Annotated in this window: 15 protein-coding genes; 5 read left to right on the top strand and 10 right to left on the bottom strand. The window is 25.9% G+C overall.

Annotated elements, in window-relative coordinates:
* On the top strand, positions 1-948 hold the full coding sequence (locus H0H71_RS00265) for an SPFH domain-containing protein (RefSeq protein WP_185856127.1): 948 nt from the start codon (positions 1-3) through the stop codon (positions 946-948).
* Between the two features lie 4 nt (positions 949-952).
* Positions 953-1,315 carry a DUF3127 domain-containing protein gene (locus H0H71_RS00260; RefSeq protein ID WP_185856124.1) on the top strand — a complete coding sequence of 121 codons (363 nt, stop codon included), beginning with the start codon at positions 953-955 and terminating at the stop codon, positions 1,313-1,315.
* Here the strand turns inward: H0H71_RS00260 and H0H71_RS00255 are convergent.
* From H0H71_RS00255 to sucC, 4 genes are all read right to left on the bottom strand, one after another.
* Positions 1,266-1,952 (bottom strand): endonuclease III domain-containing protein, encoded by a 687-nt coding sequence (locus tag H0H71_RS00255; protein ID WP_185856122.1) that lies wholly within the window; start codon positions 1,950-1,952, stop codon positions 1,266-1,268. The two genes, H0H71_RS00260 and H0H71_RS00255, sit on opposite strands and share 50 nt — an antisense overlap.
* Positions 1,953-1,972: 20 nt before the next feature.
* Complete coding sequence (locus tag H0H71_RS00250; RefSeq protein WP_185856121.1) at positions 1,973-4,147, bottom strand: ATP-dependent Clp protease ATP-binding subunit; 2,175 nt, start codon at positions 4,145-4,147, stop codon at positions 1,973-1,975.
* 103 nt (positions 4,148-4,250) lie between these two features.
* Positions 4,251-5,732, bottom strand: a complete 1,482-nt coding sequence (locus H0H71_RS00245; RefSeq protein ID WP_185856120.1) for an AAA family ATPase — start codon at positions 5,730-5,732, stop codon at positions 4,251-4,253.
* Positions 5,733-5,740: 8 nt separating this feature from the next.
* The gene (sucC, locus tag H0H71_RS00240) at positions 5,741-6,940 is read right to left on the bottom strand and encodes an ADP-forming succinate--CoA ligase subunit beta (RefSeq protein ID WP_185856118.1); all 1,200 of its coding nucleotides are present in this window, start codon (positions 6,938-6,940) and stop codon (positions 5,741-5,743) included.
* Between the two features lie 110 nt (positions 6,941-7,050).
* Here sucC and H0H71_RS00235 point away from each other — a divergent pair, with 110 nt between their 5' ends.
* The 3 genes from H0H71_RS00235 to H0H71_RS00225 are packed head-to-tail and all read left to right on the top strand — an operon-like array spanning position 7,051 to position 8,956.
* On the top strand, positions 7,051-7,737 hold the full coding sequence (locus H0H71_RS00235) for an ABC transporter ATP-binding protein (RefSeq protein WP_185856116.1): 687 nt from the start codon (positions 7,051-7,053) through the stop codon (positions 7,735-7,737).
* Positions 7,728-8,399, top strand: a complete 672-nt coding sequence (locus H0H71_RS00230; protein ID WP_185856114.1) for an alpha/beta hydrolase — start codon at positions 7,728-7,730, stop codon at positions 8,397-8,399. The genes H0H71_RS00235 and H0H71_RS00230 overlap by 10 nt, the downstream gene beginning before the upstream one ends.
* Positions 8,400-8,401: 2 nt before the next feature.
* Entirely contained in the window at positions 8,402-8,956 is a 555-nt protein-coding gene (locus tag H0H71_RS00225; protein ID WP_185856112.1) for a hypothetical protein, read from the top strand.
* A 4-nt stretch (positions 8,957-8,960) separates the two neighbouring features.
* On the opposite strand, the gene odhB is transcribed toward H0H71_RS00225, so the two are convergent.
* The 6 genes from odhB to H0H71_RS00195 all read right to left on the bottom strand — a co-directional run bounded on the left by odhB (position 8,961) and on the right by H0H71_RS00195 (position 20,668).
* The gene (gene odhB, locus H0H71_RS00220) at positions 8,961-10,223 is read right to left on the bottom strand and encodes a 2-oxoglutarate dehydrogenase complex dihydrolipoyllysine-residue succinyltransferase (protein ID WP_185856110.1); all 1,263 of its coding nucleotides are present in this window, start codon (positions 10,221-10,223) and stop codon (positions 8,961-8,963) included.
* Between the two features lie 18 nt (positions 10,224-10,241).
* The gene (locus H0H71_RS00215) at positions 10,242-12,956 is read right to left on the bottom strand and encodes a 2-oxoglutarate dehydrogenase E1 component (RefSeq protein ID WP_185856108.1); all 2,715 of its coding nucleotides are present in this window, start codon (positions 12,954-12,956) and stop codon (positions 10,242-10,244) included.
* A 41-nt stretch (positions 12,957-12,997) separates the two neighbouring features.
* On the bottom strand, positions 12,998-15,643 hold the full coding sequence (gene alaS / locus H0H71_RS00210) for an alanine--tRNA ligase (RefSeq protein ID WP_185856106.1): 2,646 nt from the start codon (positions 15,641-15,643) through the stop codon (positions 12,998-13,000).
* A complete protein-coding gene (locus H0H71_RS00205; RefSeq protein ID WP_185856104.1) occupies positions 15,633-16,406 on the bottom strand; it encodes a lysophospholipid acyltransferase family protein in 774 nt (257 codons plus the stop codon). The genes alaS and H0H71_RS00205 overlap by 11 nt, the downstream gene beginning before the upstream one ends.
* A 96-nt stretch (positions 16,407-16,502) precedes the next feature.
* Positions 16,503-19,616: a cytochrome c biogenesis protein CcsA gene (gene ccsA, locus H0H71_RS00200; RefSeq protein ID WP_238784456.1), complete on the bottom strand. Its 3,114-nt coding sequence runs from the start codon at positions 19,614-19,616 to the stop codon at positions 16,503-16,505.
* A gap of 278 nt (positions 19,617-19,894) precedes the next feature.
* Positions 19,895-20,668: an MBL fold metallo-hydrolase gene (locus H0H71_RS00195; protein WP_185856100.1), complete on the bottom strand. Its 774-nt coding sequence runs from the start codon at positions 20,666-20,668 to the stop codon at positions 19,895-19,897.

The raw sequence follows: 20,668 nt of genomic DNA, 5'->3' as shown, positions 1-20,668 counted from the left end.
ATGAGTATTTTTAGTTTTTTGTTTTATGGATTATTGGTTCTTTTAATACTATCTTTTTTTTCTAGTTTTATTTTTATAATCAATCAACAAACAGCTGCTATTATTGAAAGACTAGGAAAATTTTATAGTATTTGTCAAGCAGGACTACATTTTAAAATTCCTATTATTGACAATATAGTTGGAAAGTTGACGTTAAAAATTCAACAATTAGATATTTTGGTAGATACAAAAACAAAGGATAATGTTTTTGTTAAGGTAAAAATTTCTGTACAATTTCAAGTGATTAAAGATAAGGTCTATGAAGCATTTTATAAATTGGATAATTCCAATTCCCAAATAACTGCTTATATATTTGATGTTGTAAGAGCAGAAGTTCCAAAAATGCGTTTAGATGATGTTTTTGAAAGAAAAGATCATATAGCTCTTGTTGTAAAAAGAGAATTAGAAGGATCCATGTTGAATTATGGGTATTCTATTATTAAAGCATTAGTGACAGATCTTGATCCTGATGAACAAGTAAAACAAGCTATGAATCGTATTAATACAGCGGAAAGAGAAAAAGTAGCTGCGGAATATAAAGCTGAAGCTGAAAGGATTAAAATTGTATCTAAAGCTAAAGCTGAAGCTGAAAGTAAAAAATTACAAGGAAAAGGAACTGCAGATCAAAGAAGAGAAATAGCAAAAGGTATTTTGGAATCTGTAGAAGTATTAAATAATGCTGGAATCAATTCTCAAGAAGCTTCCGCCTTAATTGTAGTGACTCAACATTATGATACTCTTCAGTCTATGGGAGAAAATACTAATACTAATTTAATTTTATTGCCTAATTCTCCAGGATCTGCTAGTGAAATGTTAAATAATATGATTACATCATTTAATATATCCAGTAAAATTGGAGAATCCATAAAAAATAAAGATACGAATAATCAAAAAAATAAAATTAAATAATTCCATGGAAATAATAGGAAAAGTCAAAAAATTATTTGATATTCAAAAATTTGGTAGTGGTTTTAGAAAAAGAGAAATAGTACTTACTACAGAAGAACCATATCCTCAAAACATATTAATAGAATTCATTCAAGATAAAGTTGATCTCTTGGAATCTATAAGAGAAGAAGACAAAATAAAAGTTTTTATAAATATTAGAGGAAGAGAATGGACAAATCCAGAAGGAATTCTCAAGTATTTTAATTCCATACAAGGATGGAAAATAGAAGAGGAGGGATATCAACAATCAGGAAAAAATTCAAAAAAAATATCTTCTTCTATCTCTCCAACTTTGTCATCTGATGATTTTGATGATCTTCCTTTTTAGTTTTTTTTTGTAATTTTTGATATATTATATCTTTTTTGGGGTTCCATTTTCTGGAAGGAGAATATTCTTTTCCATAAAGAATAATTTGCAGATGGAGTTTTTTCCAATTCATTTTTTTAAACACTCTTTTAGCATCTTTTTCCGTTTGTCTTATATTTTTTCCAATGCTTAATCCCCAACGAATCATCATTCTATAAATATGAGTATCTATAGGAAATACAGGTTGTTTTGAGACATAAGACAAAAATACAGAAGCCGTTTTATGACCTACTCCAGGTAAAGATTCTAATTCAAAAATGTTTTTTGGGACAATTCCATGATATTTTTTTATTAGAAAAAGAGATAAATCATAAATGTTTTTAGATTTCTTATTATAAAGACCAATATGTCTTATTGTATTTTTAATATCGTTAATAGAATGTTGAATCACTTCCTTAGGAGTCGTCATCTTTTGAAACAAATGTTTCGTTATTTTATTGACTTCTTTTTCTTTACTTCTAGTAGTCAGTAAAATAGCTAAAAGTAAGGTAAATTCATTTCTGTAATATAAAGAACTGACAGGATTAGGATAAAGAAAATCTAAAGTTTTCACAATGATTTCTACTTTTTTTTTCACTTTAACATTGTTTACTGACATTAATATTAATATTAATTCAATTATGAATTATTAATAACAACTTGAATATCATTTTTTTTATCATTCATTTTCAATGTAATCTCATCTCCTTTTTTTAAAGTTTCACTAATAATATATTCTGATATAGGATTTTTTATAAATCTTTCTATGATTCTCTTCAAAGGACGAACCCCATATTCTTTATCAAATCCTTTTTTCTTAATAAAATTTTTTACTTCAGGATGTAAGATTATTTTGTAGCCTAAATTAGATATGTGAAGTTTTACTTTTTCTAATTCTATATGAGTAATTTTAGAAATATTTTCTTTGTTTAGAGAATTAAAAATAATTATGTCATCTATTCTATTTAAAAACTCTGGAGAGAAGGTTCGTTTCAAAGCATGTTCTAAAACGTTTTTAATATAATTATTTGATTTTCTTGATTGAGTCTCAAAACCAATTCCTGGCCCAAATTCTTTTAATTGTTGTGTTCCCGTATTTGAAGTGCAAATTATGACAGTATTTTTAAAGTTTATTTTTTTTCCTAGACTATCTGTTACACTTCCATAATCCAAGATCTGTAATAATATATTAAAAACTTCATGGTGCGCTTTTTCAATTTCATCTAACAATATGACAGAATAAGGTTTACGACGTATAATTTCTGTCAATTGCCCCCCTTCTTCATATCCAACATAACCAGGTGGTGCCCCAATTAATCTTGAAACAGAAAATTTTTCCATATACTCACTCATATCAATACGTACTAATGATTCATCAGAATTAAATAGTTCTTTAGAAAATACTTTTGCAAGATAAGTTTTTCCTACTCCTGTTTGACCTAAAAATATAAAAGATCCTATAGGACTGTTAGGATCTTTTAATCCAGTTCTATTCCTTTGAACTGCTTTTACAATTTTTTCTACTGCTTGATCTTGTCCTATGATTTTTTCTTTTAAAATTTTTGTCATTTTATTCAATTTCTTCATTTCCGCTTGAGCAATTCTATTTACAGGAATTCCACTCATCATGGAAACAACTTCTTCCACATTTTCTTCTGAAACAATTTCTTTATTTTTTTTGGAAGATTCTTCCCATTTTTTTTGAGCTTTTATTAACTGTTTTTCTATTTTTTTTTCTGTATCACGTAATTGTGCAGCTTCTTCATATTTTTGACTTTTAACTACTTTAGATTTTTCCTTACGAATATTTTCTAATTCTTTTTCTAAAAGAATTATTTCTTGTGGAACTTTAATATTTTTAATGTGAACACGGGATCCAGATTCATCTAATGCATCAATGGCTTTGTCTGGTAAATAACGATCTACAATATATCGTACAGTGAGATTGACACATGCTTTTATAGCTTCTTCTGTATAGATAACGTTATGATGACTTTCATATTTCCCTTTTATTTTTTTTAATATTTCAATGGTTTCTTCTTCTGATGAAGGTTGTACTATAATTTTTTGAAATCTACGTTCTAATGCTCCATCTTTTTCAATATATTGTCTGTATTCATTTAATGTAGTAGCTCCTATACATTGAATCTCCCCTCTAGCCAAAGCAGGTTTGAAAATATTGGAAGCATCTAAAGAGCCTGTAGTCCCCCCAGCTCCAATTATAGTATGAATTTCATCTATGAAAAGAATTAAATCTGAATTTTTTTCTGATTCATTTATAATAGCTTTCATTCTTTCTTCAAATTGTCCTCTATATTTAGTTCCCGCCACTAAACTTGCCAAATCTAATACAACTACTCTTTTATTATATAAAACTCTAGAAACTTTTTTTTGAACAATTCGTAAAGCTAAACCTTCAGCAATGGCAGATTTTCCTACCCCAGGTTCTCCTATAAGAAGTGGATTATTTTTTTTTCTTCTACTCAATATTTGAGAAACCCGTTCAACTTCTTGATCTCTACCAACTACAGGATCTAGTTTCCCTTCAATAGCTGTAGCATTTAGATCTCTTCCAAAATTATCCAATACTGGTGTTTTACTTCTTATTGAAGTTCCTCCATAATAACTACTACTAGATCCTGGATTATTACTAGATCCTTCTTCTGATCCATAGGATGATGATGAAGTAGAATTATCATTTTCAATATCTTCATCTGAATAAGAAACAAAATAAAAATTTTGTTTTTTTTTGTCTAAAAAAAACAGCCTTTTTTTTTCCTTTTTTTTAAAAAAGTATGAAAAATAATGAATCATAAATTCAAATCATTAAAAATATTTATAAAAATATAAATGATATCTTTTATTTCTACAAAAAAAATAAATTGGTTTGCTCATAATATCTATTTTTCATATCAAATTATTTAGATTTAGAGGATGATGCAACTTTCAAATTTAATTGTTTGATCAATTTTTCTACACACTTATTTTTTTTTGATAAAAAATCGTATTGTTCTCTTGTAGAATTTTCTAATTCTTTTATTATTATTTGAAATTCTAAATATGGAAATTTCTTTTTTAAATATTTAAAGAAAGATGTTTGTATTAAAAAAAATTCACGAGTCAATCCCAATTTGAAAGGAATTATAAGAAGTATTTTATTTTTTTTTGAGATTTGAAACTGTACTTCATTTTTCATTGAATTTAAACAATTAGGATTTATTTTATCCATAAATTTATGGATAAAATAAATCCAACTTTTTTGTAAGTATTGAATTTTTTTATTTTTTAATTCCTCACATTCATATTCATAAGAATAAGAAAATGAGTCTTTTTTTAAAAAATTTAGAAAATGAGATAATTGCATTAGATATATTTCTATTATCAATCTTTGGTTTTTACTAAATTTTGAGAAACTCTCCTCAATTTTGCAAAAAATCATCAAAGATCTCATTAAAAATGAATAAGATATTTTTTCTGACTGTTGTATATAAGATTGGATAATTGTTTTCTTTTTAAATTTCAAAAGAGGTCTTGTTTCAGGATCTTTAGATAAGAATAAGTCTCTAAGATGTTTTATAAATCCGCTTATAAAATGAATGTTATGCACTTCATTTTTTAAAATTTTATCCAATACAATTAATACTTTACAAGTTTTTTTATCTAAAAGTGACTCAATGATTTGAAAATAACAATTAGGATCCAAAATCCCCAATTTTTCCATTACAAATTCTTTAGATATTTTTTGATCTTCGTGAAGAATTAGTTTTTCAAGAGTGTTAATTGCCTCACTTAATGAACCATTTACATATTGAGAAATGAGAAATAAAGCTGCATTTTCTATTTCTATTTTTTCTTTTTCAGCTATCATTTTTAAATACAAATAAATATCTTTTAAAGAAATAGGGTTGAATTCATAAACTTGACAACGTGAAAGTGATATGAGGTAATCTAGTTCTTTATTTTTTTCTGTTGCGCAAAAAATAAACAATACGTGAGAAGGAATTTCTTCTAATACTTGAAAAAAAAAGTTGAAATGATTTTTAGTAAAAAAATTTATCTCATTAAAGATTAAAATTTTACATTTTCCTTCTTTTGGATGCAAACGAACTTGACTGACTATTTTAGAAATATCTTCTAATGAATTTTTAAATATTCCATTTATTTCAAATAAATTCAAGTTCAAAGAGGCCTCTTTTTCAGAAAAAGCATTCAATTCTTTAGCCAAAATACGTGCACATGTATTTTTTCCAACTCCTTTTGGTCCAATGAATAGTAAAATTTTAGATAAAATATTTTTTGCGATTGCTCTCCTCAAAGAAATTGTTATTTCTTTTTGTCCAATCACATCATTCCATTTTTTTGGCCTATATTTTTTAGATAATACAACGTAAGAAAACATTTTTTACTTTAATTTTTTTTCAGTAAAATTTCTTTAATTTTGTTTGCAGCTTTTTCTAAAGTATCAGCGTAATAAATAGGTAATAGACTATTTTTAAGCATTTTTTTTGCCATAATTTCGTTTGTTCCTTGTAAACGGACAACGACAGGGATTTTTTTATTATGATCTATTTTATGTTGATATGAATTAATAATTCCCTCCGCTACTGTATCACAACGAACAATTCCTCCAAAAATATTTATTAATATTGCTTTTACAGATTCATCTTTTAATATGATACGAAAAGCTTTTTCTACACGATTTTTATCTGCATCTCCACCTATATCTAAGAAATTAGCTGGATTTCCCCCACTACATTGAATCATATCCATGGTCGCCATAGCTAATCCAGCTCCATTTACCATACAACCTACATTTCCCTTTAGTTTTATAAAATTTAGTTTAGATTCAAAAACTTCCATTTCAATAGGATCTTCTTTTTTTTGATCACGTATTTCGTTATAATATTTTTTATGACGAAATAAAGCGTTATCATCCAATATAATTTTTGTATCTACAGCTAGAATATTATTAGCCTCAATATTAATTAAAGGATTAATTTCTAAAAGTAAAACGTCACAAGATAAATAAGCTTTGTAAAGAGAAATTACAAAATTTCTAAACTTCCCTGTTGAATTTTTCATACCTAGAAGGTATCCCATTCTTCTAATCTGAAAAGATTGAATTCCTAATCCAGGATCTATTTCTTCTGTGTATATTTTATCTGGATGAATTTTAGATATCTCTTCTATATCCATTCCTCCTTCTTTAGAAAATACAATTATATTTTTTTCTATATCACGATTAAACAATATTGATATGTAATATTCATTAGGATTATTATTATAATAGACATCTTCAGATATGAGAACTTTTCTAACTAATTTTCCTTTTTTTGAAGTTTGGGGAGTGACGAGATATTTTCCTAAAATATTTTTTGATTTGTCATAGACTTCTTTTAAAGACTTTGCTATTTGTATTCCTCCAGATTTTCCCCGACCACCAGCATGTATTTGAGCTTTAATAACTAATGATTTTTTTTTTGTTTTTTCGAATATTTCTTTTGCTGCTATTACAGATTCTTCAGGAGTGTTAGAAACAATTCCGTAAGGAACCTTAATGGAAAAAGAATTCAATATTTCTCTTCCCTGAAATTCATGTAAATTCATTTGGAACAGTTTTTATGTGAGAAAATAAATTTAAACCAAAATTCGTTTATTTTTGAAACGTTTTTTTTGGTTTATTCAAAAGAAGATTTTTAAATTTACATAAAATTTCTATGGTTCAAGCTGAATATATATATAAATCATTTGGAAATGATGAAATCTTGAAAGGAGTTACTCTTGGAGTAAAAAAAGGAAGTATAATATGTATATTAGGAGAATCTGGATCTGGAAAAAGTACATTACTACATATATTAGGGACATTAGATAAACCTACTTTCAAGAAAAAAAAAAAAACTGTCTTAAAAATAAATGGAGAAAATGTGTTGTCTCTTTCAGAAAAAAAACTTTCTAAAATTAGAAATGAAAAAATTGGTTTTGTTTTTCAAACTCATCAACTTCTTCCTGAATTTACAGCATTAGAAAATGTTTGTTTACCTGGATTTATAAAAAAAAATGACAAAAATTATGTAAAAAAAAAAGCAAAAGAACTATTAAATGAATTAAATCTTTCTAAATATGAAAATTCTAAACCTGAAGAATTATCAGGAGGACAGAAACAAAGAATCAGCATTGCAAGAGCTTTAATTAATGATCCTAAAGTAATTTTTGCTGACGAACCTTCTGGAAATTTAGATGAAAAAAATGCTGAAATTCTACATAATATTTTGTTTTCTTTTAGAGAAAAATTGAAACAAACATTTTTAATAGTTACCCATAATCTAAAATTAGCAAACATGGCTGATCAAATACTTAGAATAGAAAAAGGGATAATAATCAAAAGTAAAGAAAAATGCATTTAAAGAATAAACTTTCTATTAAACACATTATAAAAAAACCAGTTTCGGGAAATATTCCTACTCTTTTTTTGATGATTCACGGATATGGAAGTAATGAAAACGATCTTTTTTCTTTAAAAAAAGATATTCCAGAAAATTTTTTTATAATTAGTATACAAGGAATTTATTCAATTGGATCCAACAAATATTCATGGTACAATATAGATTTTTCTAAAAAAAATCAATTCATTAATAACATATCACAAGCTAAAAATGCAATAGATAAAATCTCTTTTTTTATAGATGAAGCTATAGAAGAATATCAACTAAACAAAAATCAAGTATGGGTATGTGGATTTAGTCAAGGGGCAATATTAAGTTATGCAATAGCTTTAAAAAAAACTGATAAAGTAAAAAAAGTTATTGCGTTAAGTGGATATTTGGAAAAATGTTTTTTACCAAAAGAAATAAACATTACTTCTTTTTCAAATTTAGAAATTTTCATTTCTCATGGAAAATATGATCCGATTATTCCTATAGATTGGACCAAAAAAGGATTTGATTTTTTGAAAAAAAAGAAAATTATTTCTTTATATTATAAAGAATATGATTCAGGACATACTTTATGTCGTTCTAATTATCAAGATCTTATTAATTGGATAAAAGAAAAACAGAAAAAATTTTAGGAATGAAAAAACATACAAAAATAGTCTTATTTTTAATTTTATTAATAGGATCTATTTATTTTTTTTTTCAAAAAAATTATTTTTTTGGGGGAATTCTAGTTTTATTAAGTGGAATTCCTATTTTTTTAATTTTCAGAAATGAATTTTTGTTATTAGCTTTTCTTAAAATACAAAAAAAAGATATGAAAGGGTTAAAAAAATGTCTAGAATCTGTGAAAGATCCAAAATTGCAACTTACAAAAAGTCAAATATCCTATTATTATTTCCTAAACGGGATCTGCTATTCAGAATTAGATATTCGTAAATCGGAAAACTATATGCAAAAAGCTTTAGATTTTGGATTAAAATTTAAGCACAACATAGCCATAGCCAAATTAAATTTGGCAATAGCTTCTTTATCAAAAGGAGATAAAAAAAAAGCTGAAATATTACTATCAGAAGCAAAAAAAACAGATGTTACAGGATTATTACATGATCACATTCAAATTATAAAAAAAAAAATTAAAAGAACAAATAATATAAGTAGAAATAATAGAAGAAAAAATCATTTTTATTGAAAACTTATAATTCCAATATTCTATGAATATTTTTTTCACTTCCATTCATTAAAAATTTTATTGGATTTTCTATTGCTTCTTTTACAGAAACTAAAAATCCTACGGATTCTCTTCCATCAATTATTCTATGATCATAGGATAATGCCAAATACATTATAGGACGTATTTTTACTGATCCATGAATTACAACAGTTCTATCCATTATTTTATGCATTCCTAAAATAGCACTTTGAGGGGGATTAATAATTGGAGTAGAAAGCATAGATCCAAATATTCCCCCATTAGTTATGGTAAACGTACCTCCAGTCATTTCATCAATGGAGATTGTTCCATTTCTAACACGTTCTGATAATCTACTAATTTCTTTTTCAATTCCTCGAAATGATAGGTTTTCTGCATTTCTTATTACTGGAACCATGAGTCCTTTTGGTCCAGATATAGCAATGCTAATATCACAGTATTCAAAATTAATTTTTTCTTCTCCTTCTCCACTAATCATTGCATTAACATCTGGATATATATTTAATGCTCTAACACATGATTTAGTAAAAAAAGACATAAAACCTAAATTTACCCCGTGTTTTTCTTTAAAAATATTCTTATATTTTTTTCTTAAAATAAATATTTCCTGCATATCCACTTCATTAAATGTAGTTAATATCGCAGTTTTATTTTTAACAGATACCAACCTTTCAGAGAGTTTTCTTCTTAAAGAAGAAAGAGGGGTTTTCGTAAAATACCGAGACATTATAGTTGGTTTTTCACCTACAGGAGAGAAATATCTACTAGTCATTTCATCAGTAGTAATAGAATCTGAAGATGACGATGCAAAAATACAATCTCTCTTTGTAATTCTTCCATGTTTTCCAGTTCCTTGAATAGATTCCACTGAAATATTTTTTTCTGATAATATTTTTTTTGATGCTGGAGAAGGATATTTTTTAATTGTTTTCTTTTGTTTTCTTTCAGTTTCTTCTACCTGAGAAATAGAAATATTTGATTGATTCTTTTTTTTTTCATTTTTCTCACAAGAAGAAGTTTTGATGAGACATATAATATCTCCTACTGGCACTTTTTCTCCTTTTTTTTTCATTAAGGTTATTATTCCATTTTCTTCTGCTGAAATTTCCAAAGTTGCTTTATCTGAATCTATTTCTGCTATGATTTGTCCTTTAGAAACGGAATCTCCATCTTTAACAAGCCATGATGAAACCTCTACTTCTGTTATTGACTCTCCTGGAGAAGGAACTTTAACCTTTATTGTCATATATATTTTAAAATAATTTTATTCTTTAAAAAAAGCTTTTTCTAATATTTGATTTTGAATTTTCAAAAAACATGAATAAGAACCTGTAGAAGGACTGGAACTTTCAGATGGAGAAATTAAATGAAAAGGAATACTATTTCCTAATTTTCTCAAAATAAAACTCCATAATCCCATATTTTCTGGTTCTTCTTGGACCCAAAGAACACTTTTTTTGTTATTGTATTTATTCAGTAATTCTTGAATTTTTTTTTCTTTTAAAGGATAAATTTGTTCTATACGAATTATAGCTGTTTCTTTATCCTTTATAGATTCTTTTTTATTTAATAATTCATAGTATATTTTTCCAGAACAAAAAATTAATTTTTTGATTTCTTCAATTTTTTGAACAAAAGGATCATCCAAAATTTCTTGAAATTTTCCTTCAGAAAGTTCTTCTATTGTAGAGATACATTTTGGATGACGAAGTAAACTTTTTGGTGTAAAAACTATCAGAGGTTTTCTAAAATTTAATTTCATTTGTCTTCTCAAAAGATGATAGAAATTAGATGGAGTTGTGCAATTTACAACAAATAAATTGTTGTTTGCACAAAGTTGGAGATAACGTTCTATACGAGCAGAAGAATGTTCTGGGCCTTGCCCTTCATATCCATGAGGGAGCAACATGACGATTCCATTTCTAATTTTCCATTTATTTTCTCCAGAAGAAATGTATTGATCTATAATAATTTGTCCTCCATTTCCAAAATCCCCAAATTGAGCTTCCCATAAAGTCAAAATATAAGGCGAAAACAAAGCATATCCGTAATCAAATCCTAAAACTCCATATTCTGAAAGTGGGGAATTATAAACTTGTATTTTTCCTTGTCCTATCCGAATCTGATTCAAAAGTAGAATTTCTTCTTCTTCTTCTGTTTTTATGATTGCATGACGATGAGAAAACGTACCTCTTGCCACATCCTCTCCTGATAAACGAATATGAAATCCTTCATCTAAAAGTGTTCCATATGCTAATAATTCTGCTACACTCCAATCTGCTAAATGGTTTTTGATTACCATTTCTAATCTTTTTTGAAAAAGAAATTTTGTTTTTTTAAAAAAATGTTTTTCAATAGGAAGAGTAAAAATTTTCTTAGAAATTTCTATAATTCTTTCAATTGGAAATTGAGTTTTTACTTTTTTAAATATTTTTTTAGTATTGTATGTTATGGGAAAATTATTCCATTCTTCTTCTAAAAAAGAATTGAGTATATTCCATTTAATAGTTTTAGATTCATTATATCCTTTTTGAAGTATTTTTTCGTACTCATTTTCCATTTTTTTTATATCCAGATTCTTCCCCCATTTTTTTTCTAATTTTTTTTTATATAAATCATATGTACTAGGATGTTTAGAAATAGTTTTGTATAAAGAAGGTTGTGTAAAACGAGGTTCATCTCCTTCATTATGTCCATATTTTCTATATCCAATTAAATCTACAAAAACATCTTCATGATAATGCATTCTAAAATCTACTGCAAAATAAATAGCACGAATAACAGATTCTATGTCATCTGCATTAACATGTAATACTGGAGAAAGAACTATTTTGGAGATATCTGTACAGTAAATACTGGAACGTCCTTCAGTATTGTTTGTAGTAAATCCTATTTGGTTATTCATTACAAGATGAATTGTACCACCTGTCTTATATCCTTTTAATCTAGATAATTGTAGTACTTCATAGACAATTCCTTGACCTGATAATGCCGCGTCTCCATGAATAAGAATAGGGATAATTTTTTCAGAATTGCTGTCTTGATTATAATTAATATCAATCTTTGCTCTAGTAATTCCTTCTACAATAGGATCTACAGATTCTAAATGAGATGGATTGGGGACAAGACTCATTTTTATGATTTTTCCTTGACTGTTTTTTCTAACTTTTGTAAACCCTAAATGATATTTTACATCTCCAGAAAATGTTTTTTCTTTATATTCTTTTCCTTGAAATTCACTGAAAATATGAGAATAATCTTTTTTTAAAAAATTCGATAACAGATTCAACCTTCCTCTATGTGACATTCCTATTATAAAATCTTCTGTTAGATATTTATTGGAAGTATATTCTATCATTTCTTCCAATGCAGGCAATATAGATTCGTTTCCTTCTATAGAAAATCTTTTTTGTCCAACAAATTTAGTATGAACAAAATTTTCAAATACAATCGCCTCGTTTAATTTTTTCAAAAAAAATTTTCTTTTTTCTGTGGAAAAAGAGATTTTTTTTTGAAACCATTTTTCAATCCATTCTATTTTTTTAGGATTAGAAATATACATATATTCTATTCCTATAGAATTACAATAAATATTTTCTAGATGATTAACTATGTTTTTTAATGAATTTTTTCCTATTCCAATTAATCTTCCTGCTTCAAATTGAACATTAAGTACTTTATCTGATAATCCAAAATTTTTTAAATCCAAAGAAGGAAAATGTTTTCTTCTTTTTTTTATAGGATTTGTATTGGTAAAAAAATGGCCCCTTGTTCTGTACGAGTGAATCAAATTGGAAACTTTGAATTCTATATCAATGGAGTTATTCTGAGCAGAATAATTTTCTTTTTGAAGATCAAATCCATGAAAAAAAGCACACCAACTCTGTTCTACAGAATTAGGATTATTTTTATACTTTTTATATAAATATTCTATATCTTTAAAATGGATAGCGTTTAAAAAAGAATATCTATCACTCATACATAGAGAATTTTTACTCTATAAATTTAAACTTTTTATTATTAATTAATTGATTTAACATATTCTGTTATTTCTTTTGAAACCAAATTTAATCCTTCTCTATTACTTCCTACAGAAGTTGCAAAAAATGATTTCCCCCAACATTTTCCATGAATATGATCTGTCATTTTTTGTATAATTTTGTGAGCATGAATATTTCTCTCTTTAATAATGGAATCTGAAATTGATATAAATATCATTGGTTTTTCTTTTTTTATAAAACCTACTATCATAAATAGATTTGATATTTCATGTCGTAAGTCTAAAACTATTTTTTTAATTAGATGAATATCTAACTCTTTTTCTTCATTAGAAATATCACAGATGTATGTGAAAAAAGATAATTGAATAGCTTTTAAAAAATAGTCTCTCTTGAACATTTTTATTTTTTGATAATGCATTTTTTCAATTTCTTTTTTTAATTTTTTATTTATATCTTGTAATACAAAAAAACTCTTTATTGGTGATTCTGTGTAGAATTTCATTTCTTTTTTTAAAATTTCATGTTGAAAATAAATTTCTTTTAAATGTTGAATTGCTTTATTTGAAGTAATTGCTTTGATTCTTCTTATTCCATACGAAATAGAAGACTCTGATAGGACATTAAAAACTTGAATTAATCCAGTATATTTAACATGTGTTCCGATACATAATTCAGAAGTGTCTCCAAAAGTAACGACTCTGACTTTTTTTCCGTATTTTTCATGAAAATTTCCATGGTATCCTTTTTTTATAGCTTCTTGGAAAGGAAAATCTCGTTTTTCATCCATAGGAAGATTAGAGTTAATTAGAGTTTGAACTAATTCTTCTATTTTATGTAATTCTTCAATAGTTATTTTTTGATGATGTGAAAAATCAAAACGTAAGTAATCTTCTCCTATGTAAGATCCTTTTTGTTGAATATGCCCCCCCAAAATTTTTTTCAATGCAAAATGTAATAAATGAGTAGATGTATGGTTTTTTTCTATTTTTTTTCTCCTTTCTTCATTCACTATAGCATGAAAAGACGAATAAATATTTACAGGAAGTTTTTTAACAATATGTAAGATAATAGAATTTTCTTTCTTTGTATTTTCAATGCAAATTTCATCTATTTTATTTTTGATACAACCAGTATCCCCTAATTGCCCCCCTCCTTCAGGAAAAAAAGGAGTTTTTGAAAAAACTAATTCATAATAAGGATCTTTATTTAATCCAATTTCTACTACTCTATATTTTACAATTAAAACATCACATTTTAAAGAATCGTATCCTATAAAATTCTCATTAAAAGATAAATCATCATCGTGAACGTGTATTGAAATCCAATCCTTTTTTATATTCTTATTTTTTTTAGATTTTTCTTTTTGTTGTAGTAATTTTTTATGAAATGATTTTTCATCTATTAAAAAATTATTTTTTTCAGCTAACATTTTTGATAACTCTATTGGAAATCCATAAGTATCGTACAATTTAAATATTGTACTCCCATCAATTATTTTTTTCTTTTTTTCTTTATATTTTTCTATCAGATGTTGAATTCTTTTATTTCCTTTTTCAATCACTTTAAAAAAAGAGTATTCTTCTTCCTTGATTATATGTTGAATATATTCTTTTTTATTTTTCAATTCAGGAAAGAAACTTTCTAAAGAATTGACAAATTTATAAATAAAAGGTTTTTTTTGAGATAAATAACGAGTAATATAAATAACAGATCTCCTTAAAATTCTTCTTATTACATAACCAGCTCCATTGTTTGATGGTAATAAACCGTCTGAAATAGAAAAAACAACAGCTCTTAAATGATCTGCTATCATACGTATAGAAACGTCTTGATAAAATTCTTTTTTATAAATCCTTCCTAAGGATTCTTTTATATCTCGAATTATTGGAAAAAAAATATCAGTTTCATAACTAGAATATTTTCCCTGTAACACCATACATAATCTTTCCAATCCCATTCCTGTGTCTACATGTTTTTTAGGAAGTTTTTCCAAAATTCCATCTATTTTTCTAAAATATTCTATAAAAACGAGATTCCAAATTTCTATCACTTGAGGATGATTTTTGTTGATCAGATATTTTCCATCTAATTTTTCTTTTTCTTCTTTATTCCGTAAATCTACATGGATTTCAGAACAAGGTCCACAAGGACCTATGTCTCCCATTTCCCAAAAATTTTCTTTTTTACTAAAAAAAAGTATATTTTTTTTGCTAACGAATGATTTCCAACATTGTAAAGTTTCTTTATCCATGGATAATCCATCTTTTTCATCCCCCACAAAAATAGAGATATAAATATTTTCCTTTGGGATATTGAAAACTTGTATTAAAAGTTCCCAAGCCCATTCTATAGTTTCATTTCTTGAATAATCACCAAAAGACCAATTTCCTAGCATTTCAAACATAGTATGATGGTAATTGTCGTATCCTACATTTTCTAAATCATTGTGTTTTCCGGAAACTCTGAGACATTTTTGAATGTTAACAATACGTTTATATTTTGGTTTTTTATTTCCTAGAAAGTAATCCTTAAAAGGATTCATTCCGGCGTTAATAAAAAAAAGTGTCGGGTCGTCTTTCAATATGATAGGAAAAGAAGAAAAAATTTTATGTTTTTTTTTTTGAAAAAAATTCAGAAAAGTATCTTTTATATGTTTATATTTCATATAAATGTTTTTTTTTATAATATTTAGGAGATTGCTCTATAGAATCCATAATTTTCTCCATTATGTTTTCAGTAGTCTCCTTGTTGAAATCCAATTTTATTGGTTTTTTAAACTTCATTTTCTGTAAAACTCCTTTTTTTTTGACTCGAATTCCTTTTTTATCATAAGCTTTTTGAAATCCGTCTATAACAATAGGAACAACAACAGGACAAAATTTTCTTATGACGTGAACAATCCCTCTACGTCCTGGTGCAAATGCTTTTGTAGTTCCTTGTGGAAACGTTATTAACCATCCATCATTCAAAGCTCTCCCCATACGAGTAATCTCAGAAGGTTCCACAGATCTATTTACTTTTTTATTTCCTTTCCTCCATGTTCTTTTCACAGTAACAGCTCCAGAATAAGTAAATAATCTCGCAAGAAATCCATGATTCATGGTTTCTTTAGCGGCAACATAATATAAATTAACTTTTGGATTCAAAAGATAAATAGGATTTTTTATTGTGTTGATAAATCCATTTTTAACACTACAGAACACATGAAACATGGCAAAAACATCTGCAAAATAAGTTTGATGATTTGAAACAAAAAGAACTTTTTTGTCAGGAAGATCTTTAATATATTCTGTTCCTTCTAGTTTTAATTGATTAAATCCATTATAACGATTATAAGAAATACACCCAAAAGTGAAAATTAAAAAACGTTTTATAAAATGAAAATTCCCAAAGGCATCTCTAAAAAGAGTACTTTTTTTTTTTTTCAATTTTTTTTACTTTATTTTTATTATCTTCTATTATTAAAGTATTAAAGAAAAAGTAAGAAATAAGAAATACAGGAATATATAGAAAAATATTATTTTCTAATAATGAAATTGTCTATTTTTTTCGTAATGTTTTTTAGAAATATACGATAGAATAGCAACAACAATTAAAAAAAGCGAACTATAATAAATCCAGTAAGGAATAGAAATTGGTTCTCCTTTTGCGTAAGAATGTAATCCAGATAAGTAATAATTTACTCCGAAATAAGTCATAATAATGGAACTTATAGCTAAAACACTGGAAATATTAAAAGAAAATTCCCCTTTAAGCCCCGGAACTAAACGCATGTGTAGCACAAAAGCATAAATCATTATGCTTATGAATGCCCAAGTCTCTTTTGGATCCCAACTCCAATAACGTCCCCAACTATTATTGGCCCAAACTGAACCTAAAAAAGTTCCTATAGTTAATAAAAAAATACCTATTGTCAGACTCATTTCATTAATAATAGTCAGTTGATCAATATGAATTTGAATTTTTTTCTTATAATAATCAAGAATATTATCATTTCCTAATCCTAAAAAAATATATAAAATCAATACTAGAAATCCTAAGAATGCACTTGTGAAAAAAAAACCATAACTTGATGTTATGACCGCTACATGAATGATTAACCAATGCGATTTCAATACTGGAACTAGATTTGTGATTTCAGGATCCATCCCGTTTGCTAACATTAACAAAATAGATGAAATTAATACTGTAATTCCTGGAACAAATTGATTTTTATAAAATATAAATCCTACCCCAACCAAACACCAACTAATGAATATAGAAGATTCATACCCATTACTCCAGGGAGCATGTTCAGATATATACCATCTTGATACTAATCCTAAAAATTCTAAAATAAACAGAAAAAATAAAGTGAAAATAAATATTTTATAAAACCAATCCAAGTATTTTTTTTGAAAAAATATTTTTATAAAAGAAACTGTAAGAATAACCATTCCAATAATAACATAAAAGAAAGATAAATTATAAAAAATATTTAATTTATTATAAAGAATTTCTACATTGATTTTTTTATCAGAAGGAAAAATATGAGATGCATGTTGTAGTTGATATCCCCGAATTTTCTGAATTTCTTTGTTAGAAATATTCCAATTTCTTTGATTTTTAGAATAATACAAGGATTTTAAATAGTTATTTAACATAACTAATCCAACAGGATTAAAACTATTTGAATCTGGATTTATCCAACTAGACCAAGTATGTTTTTTATCATTTGGAATAGGAAAAATACGAAGATATTTTCCTTGAAAAATTCCATGAATAATTCCTACTTTTTCACTAAGATTAATGATAGCTTTATCATACTTATTTCTTTGAGCAGGATTTTTAGAAAAAGCTTTTTCATAGTCTTCTTGAAGAATAAATTTCAATTTTGAAGATTGATTATCTACAACATAAAGGTCTATCAGAGAGACATAATTTTTTTTATTTGCTTGGATTCGAGTTAAAAATTCATTTCCACCTTTTTTATCGACTTTAATAAAAGGAATCTTACTCCAAAAAAGATTATCTTGATGAATAGCAATCAACCATTGATTAGCATCTAAATTTTCTATATGGTTTTTCTTATGTATTTTTCTAAGAAGTTCAATTGCAAGTGTGTTTATCGGCTTAATTCTTCCTTTGTTATCCTGAACTAATAACCGTCCAAAGCTCTCTCCATGTTTTTTAGGAATATGAATATTTTCAGAAATACTCTCTAAAGGAATTTTTTTTAAATCATGCATGTTTTCATGAGCATGAGTAAAAAAAAATTTTCCAAAAAAAAACAAAAATAACATAGAAATTTTAGATAAATTTTTCAATTTTTTTCTTAAAAAACTAAATCTAGTTCCTTTCCAAAATAAAGTAAGAAACATTCCTATGCTCATAAATCCATATCCAATATATGAAAAATTCGTTCCTAGAGAATCGTTATTTACAGAAAAATGCGTTCCTTTTCCATCTGGATCATATCCGTATTGAAAAAATCTATATCCCTTATAACTTAGGACATTATTCATATAAATAAAATGATTTTTCTTTTTTTCTTTATCTGTTAAGGTAACATGACTAGTAAAAAAAGATGGAAATTCAGAACCTGGATAATTTTCTACTTTAAATTTATTTAACTTTAAGGAAAAAGGAAGATTCAAAAATATAGAACCATATCCAATGGACACTTTATGATTATTGTGGAAAAATATAGGAGAACTCATTTCTGTAGTATTGTTTTTACCTCCTAAAAAAGTAACCAATTTTGATTGCTTTTGAAATGAAATCTCTGCAGTAATAGCGTCCCGTAAATTTTTTTTATCACTTTCTTCATCATCTTCCTTTTCACATGATTGAATATATTCTAATTTACCTCTCATAATTTTTTCAGGAACGACCCATTGCATTTCATGTATTTGATCGGTTTTTTGTATTATGTATAAATTTTTTATTTTCAATGGTAGTATCGTATTTTTTAAGAAAAAATCTATTTTTTGAGACATCATATTTATTCTTTTTCCTGAAAAAGAAGATTTAACATAAAGATTATTTTCTTTTTCAAAGATTTGTATTCCAAATGGAATTTTTTTATTTAAAGAAAAAATAATTCCATTAATTTTTATTATTGTACCATTTTTAAGAAAATTTTCAGTTCTTCCTTTTTTGTTTGTTGATACAATTTTTAGAATTTTTTCTTCCGTATTCTTTTGAGAAAGAATCCCTTTTGCACATGGAATATAATTGACAATTTTTATTTTTAAAATATTTCCTTTGAAAAGGAATTTTCCTTTGTACCCATTATGAAAAGAAGATAAAATATAAGGATCTTGATAAAACATGATGTGTTTTCCTTGATCTATTTGTAATTTAATATAGTTTTTTTTAGAAACGATTCTTCTGTTAGTTTCTCCTTCTCTTAGAGAGAGAGTGCCTTCAAAACTATAATATCTAGAAAAAACCCCTCCAATAAAAATAAATATAAATGATATATGAAAAATAAATAAAGGAAACTTGTTTTTATTCCACAATTTATATTTCCATATATTTCCAATCAAATTAATGATAATTAGAAACATTATTGTTTCAAACCAAGTTGATTCATAAATAAATATTTTTGCCACATTTGTAGAATATTTTTTTTCTAAAAAAGTAGCTATAGCCATAGATAAGGAGAGTAATAGAAATAAAATGGAAGTAATTTTTATAGAGAAAAAAATATTTTTTAACGTTCGCATTATATAAGTTTTTTTTAATTTTCATAACAAAATAAAACCTTACATTTTTAAATAAAAAAAATTAAATAAATCAACAAATGGAAGTTTTTTTTTATTAAAAAAATAGAAATGGAAGAAAAAATAGAATAAAACTCTAATGACAATGAATGGAAATGAATTGATTGGAATTTTTTATTAGATTCTAAAAAGTTTTTTACATGAATTTATTAAATAAAAATAATCAATCCATCATAAGACAAATAAACATTTTTAGGAAGTTTTTTTTGAATTTCTTCATGAAATCCTAGAAAATGACTAATATGTGTGAGATAAGCTTTTTTAGGACTAATTTTTTGTATGATTTTCAAAGATTCTGATAATGTAAAATGAGATGTATGTTGGGGGACTTTTCTTAATATATTTAAAACTAAAACATCTAATCCTTTCAGTTGTTTTATTGTTTGAATAGGAATACAACTTGCATCTGTTATATAAGCGAAATCTTCTATACGGAATCCCAAAATAGGAAGTTTTCCATGCCATATAGATAAAGGAAAAATTTTTAAGTATTCTACAATAAAAAAATCCTGATAATTATCTAACTCATGAATGGATATATTCGAAGTAGTAAATTTTTTTTTTTCTGATGAAAAAATATAATCAAACCGTTTTTTTAAACTTTCTAATACACGACGTAATCCATAAACAGGAATAGGTTTTTTCATGATTAAATTGAGAGGTCTTATATCATCTAATCCTCCTATATGGTCCTGATGTTCATGGGTGATAAATATTGCGTTTAATTTTTCATGATTACTTCTTAACATTTGATAACGAAAATCTGGTCCACAATCAATCAAAAAATATTTCTTATTTTTTTCAATGAGAATTGAACTTCTAAGTCTTTTATCTTTTGCGTTTTTTGATAGACATACTGGATGTTTAGAACCAATAATAGGAATCCCTTGTGAAGTACCAGTTCCTAAAAAAGTAATTTTCAT

The organism is Blattabacterium cuenoti, from assembly GCF_014251375.1.
GTDB lineage: Bacteria > Bacteroidota > Bacteroidia > Flavobacteriales > Blattabacteriaceae > Blattabacterium > Blattabacterium cuenoti_K.
Note: the sequence above shows the minus strand (reverse complement) of the source record. Positions and strands in the feature narration are given on the sequence as shown.

What these genes read in the sequence shown, in the direction of transcription:
- H0H71_RS00250 (WP_185856121.1), bottom strand. Translation starts at nt 4,147, where the DNA reads ATGATTCATTATTTTTCATACTTTTTTAAAAAAAAGGAAAAAAAAAGG.
- H0H71_RS00230 (WP_185856114.1), top strand. Translation starts at nt 7,728, where the DNA reads ATGCATTTAAAGAATAAACTTTCTATTAAACACATTATAAAAAAACCA.
- alaS (WP_185856106.1), bottom strand. Translation starts at nt 15,643, where the DNA reads ATGAAATATAAACATATAAAAGATACTTTTCTGAATTTTTTTCAAAAA.
- H0H71_RS00235 (WP_185856116.1), top strand. Translation starts at nt 7,051, where the DNA reads ATGGTTCAAGCTGAATATATATATAAATCATTTGGAAATGATGAAATC.
- H0H71_RS00215 (WP_185856108.1), bottom strand. Translation starts at nt 12,956, where the DNA reads ATGAGTGATAGATATTCTTTTTTAAACGCTATCCATTTTAAAGATATA.
- H0H71_RS00225 (WP_185856112.1), top strand. Translation starts at nt 8,402, where the DNA reads ATGAAAAAACATACAAAAATAGTCTTATTTTTAATTTTATTAATAGGA.
- odhB (WP_185856110.1), bottom strand. Translation starts at nt 10,223, where the DNA reads ATGACAATAAAGGTTAAAGTTCCTTCTCCAGGAGAGTCAATAACAGAA.
- H0H71_RS00260 (WP_185856124.1), top strand. Translation starts at nt 953, where the DNA reads ATGGAAATAATAGGAAAAGTCAAAAAATTATTTGATATTCAAAAATTT.
- sucC (WP_185856118.1), bottom strand. Translation starts at nt 6,940, where the DNA reads ATGAATTTACATGAATTTCAGGGAAGAGAAATATTGAATTCTTTTTCC.
- H0H71_RS00245 (WP_185856120.1), bottom strand. Translation starts at nt 5,732, where the DNA reads ATGTTTTCTTACGTTGTATTATCTAAAAAATATAGGCCAAAAAAATGG.
- H0H71_RS00195 (WP_185856100.1), bottom strand. Translation starts at nt 20,668, where the DNA reads ATGAAAATTACTTTTTTAGGAACTGGTACTTCACAAGGGATTCCTATT.
- H0H71_RS00255 (WP_185856122.1), bottom strand. Translation starts at nt 1,952, where the DNA reads ATGTCAGTAAACAATGTTAAAGTGAAAAAAAAAGTAGAAATCATTGTG.
- ccsA (WP_238784456.1), bottom strand. Translation starts at nt 19,616, where the DNA reads ATGGCTATAGCTACTTTTTTAGAAAAAAAATATTCTACAAATGTGGCA.
- H0H71_RS00265 (WP_185856127.1), top strand. Translation starts at nt 1, where the DNA reads ATGAGTATTTTTAGTTTTTTGTTTTATGGATTATTGGTTCTTTTAATA.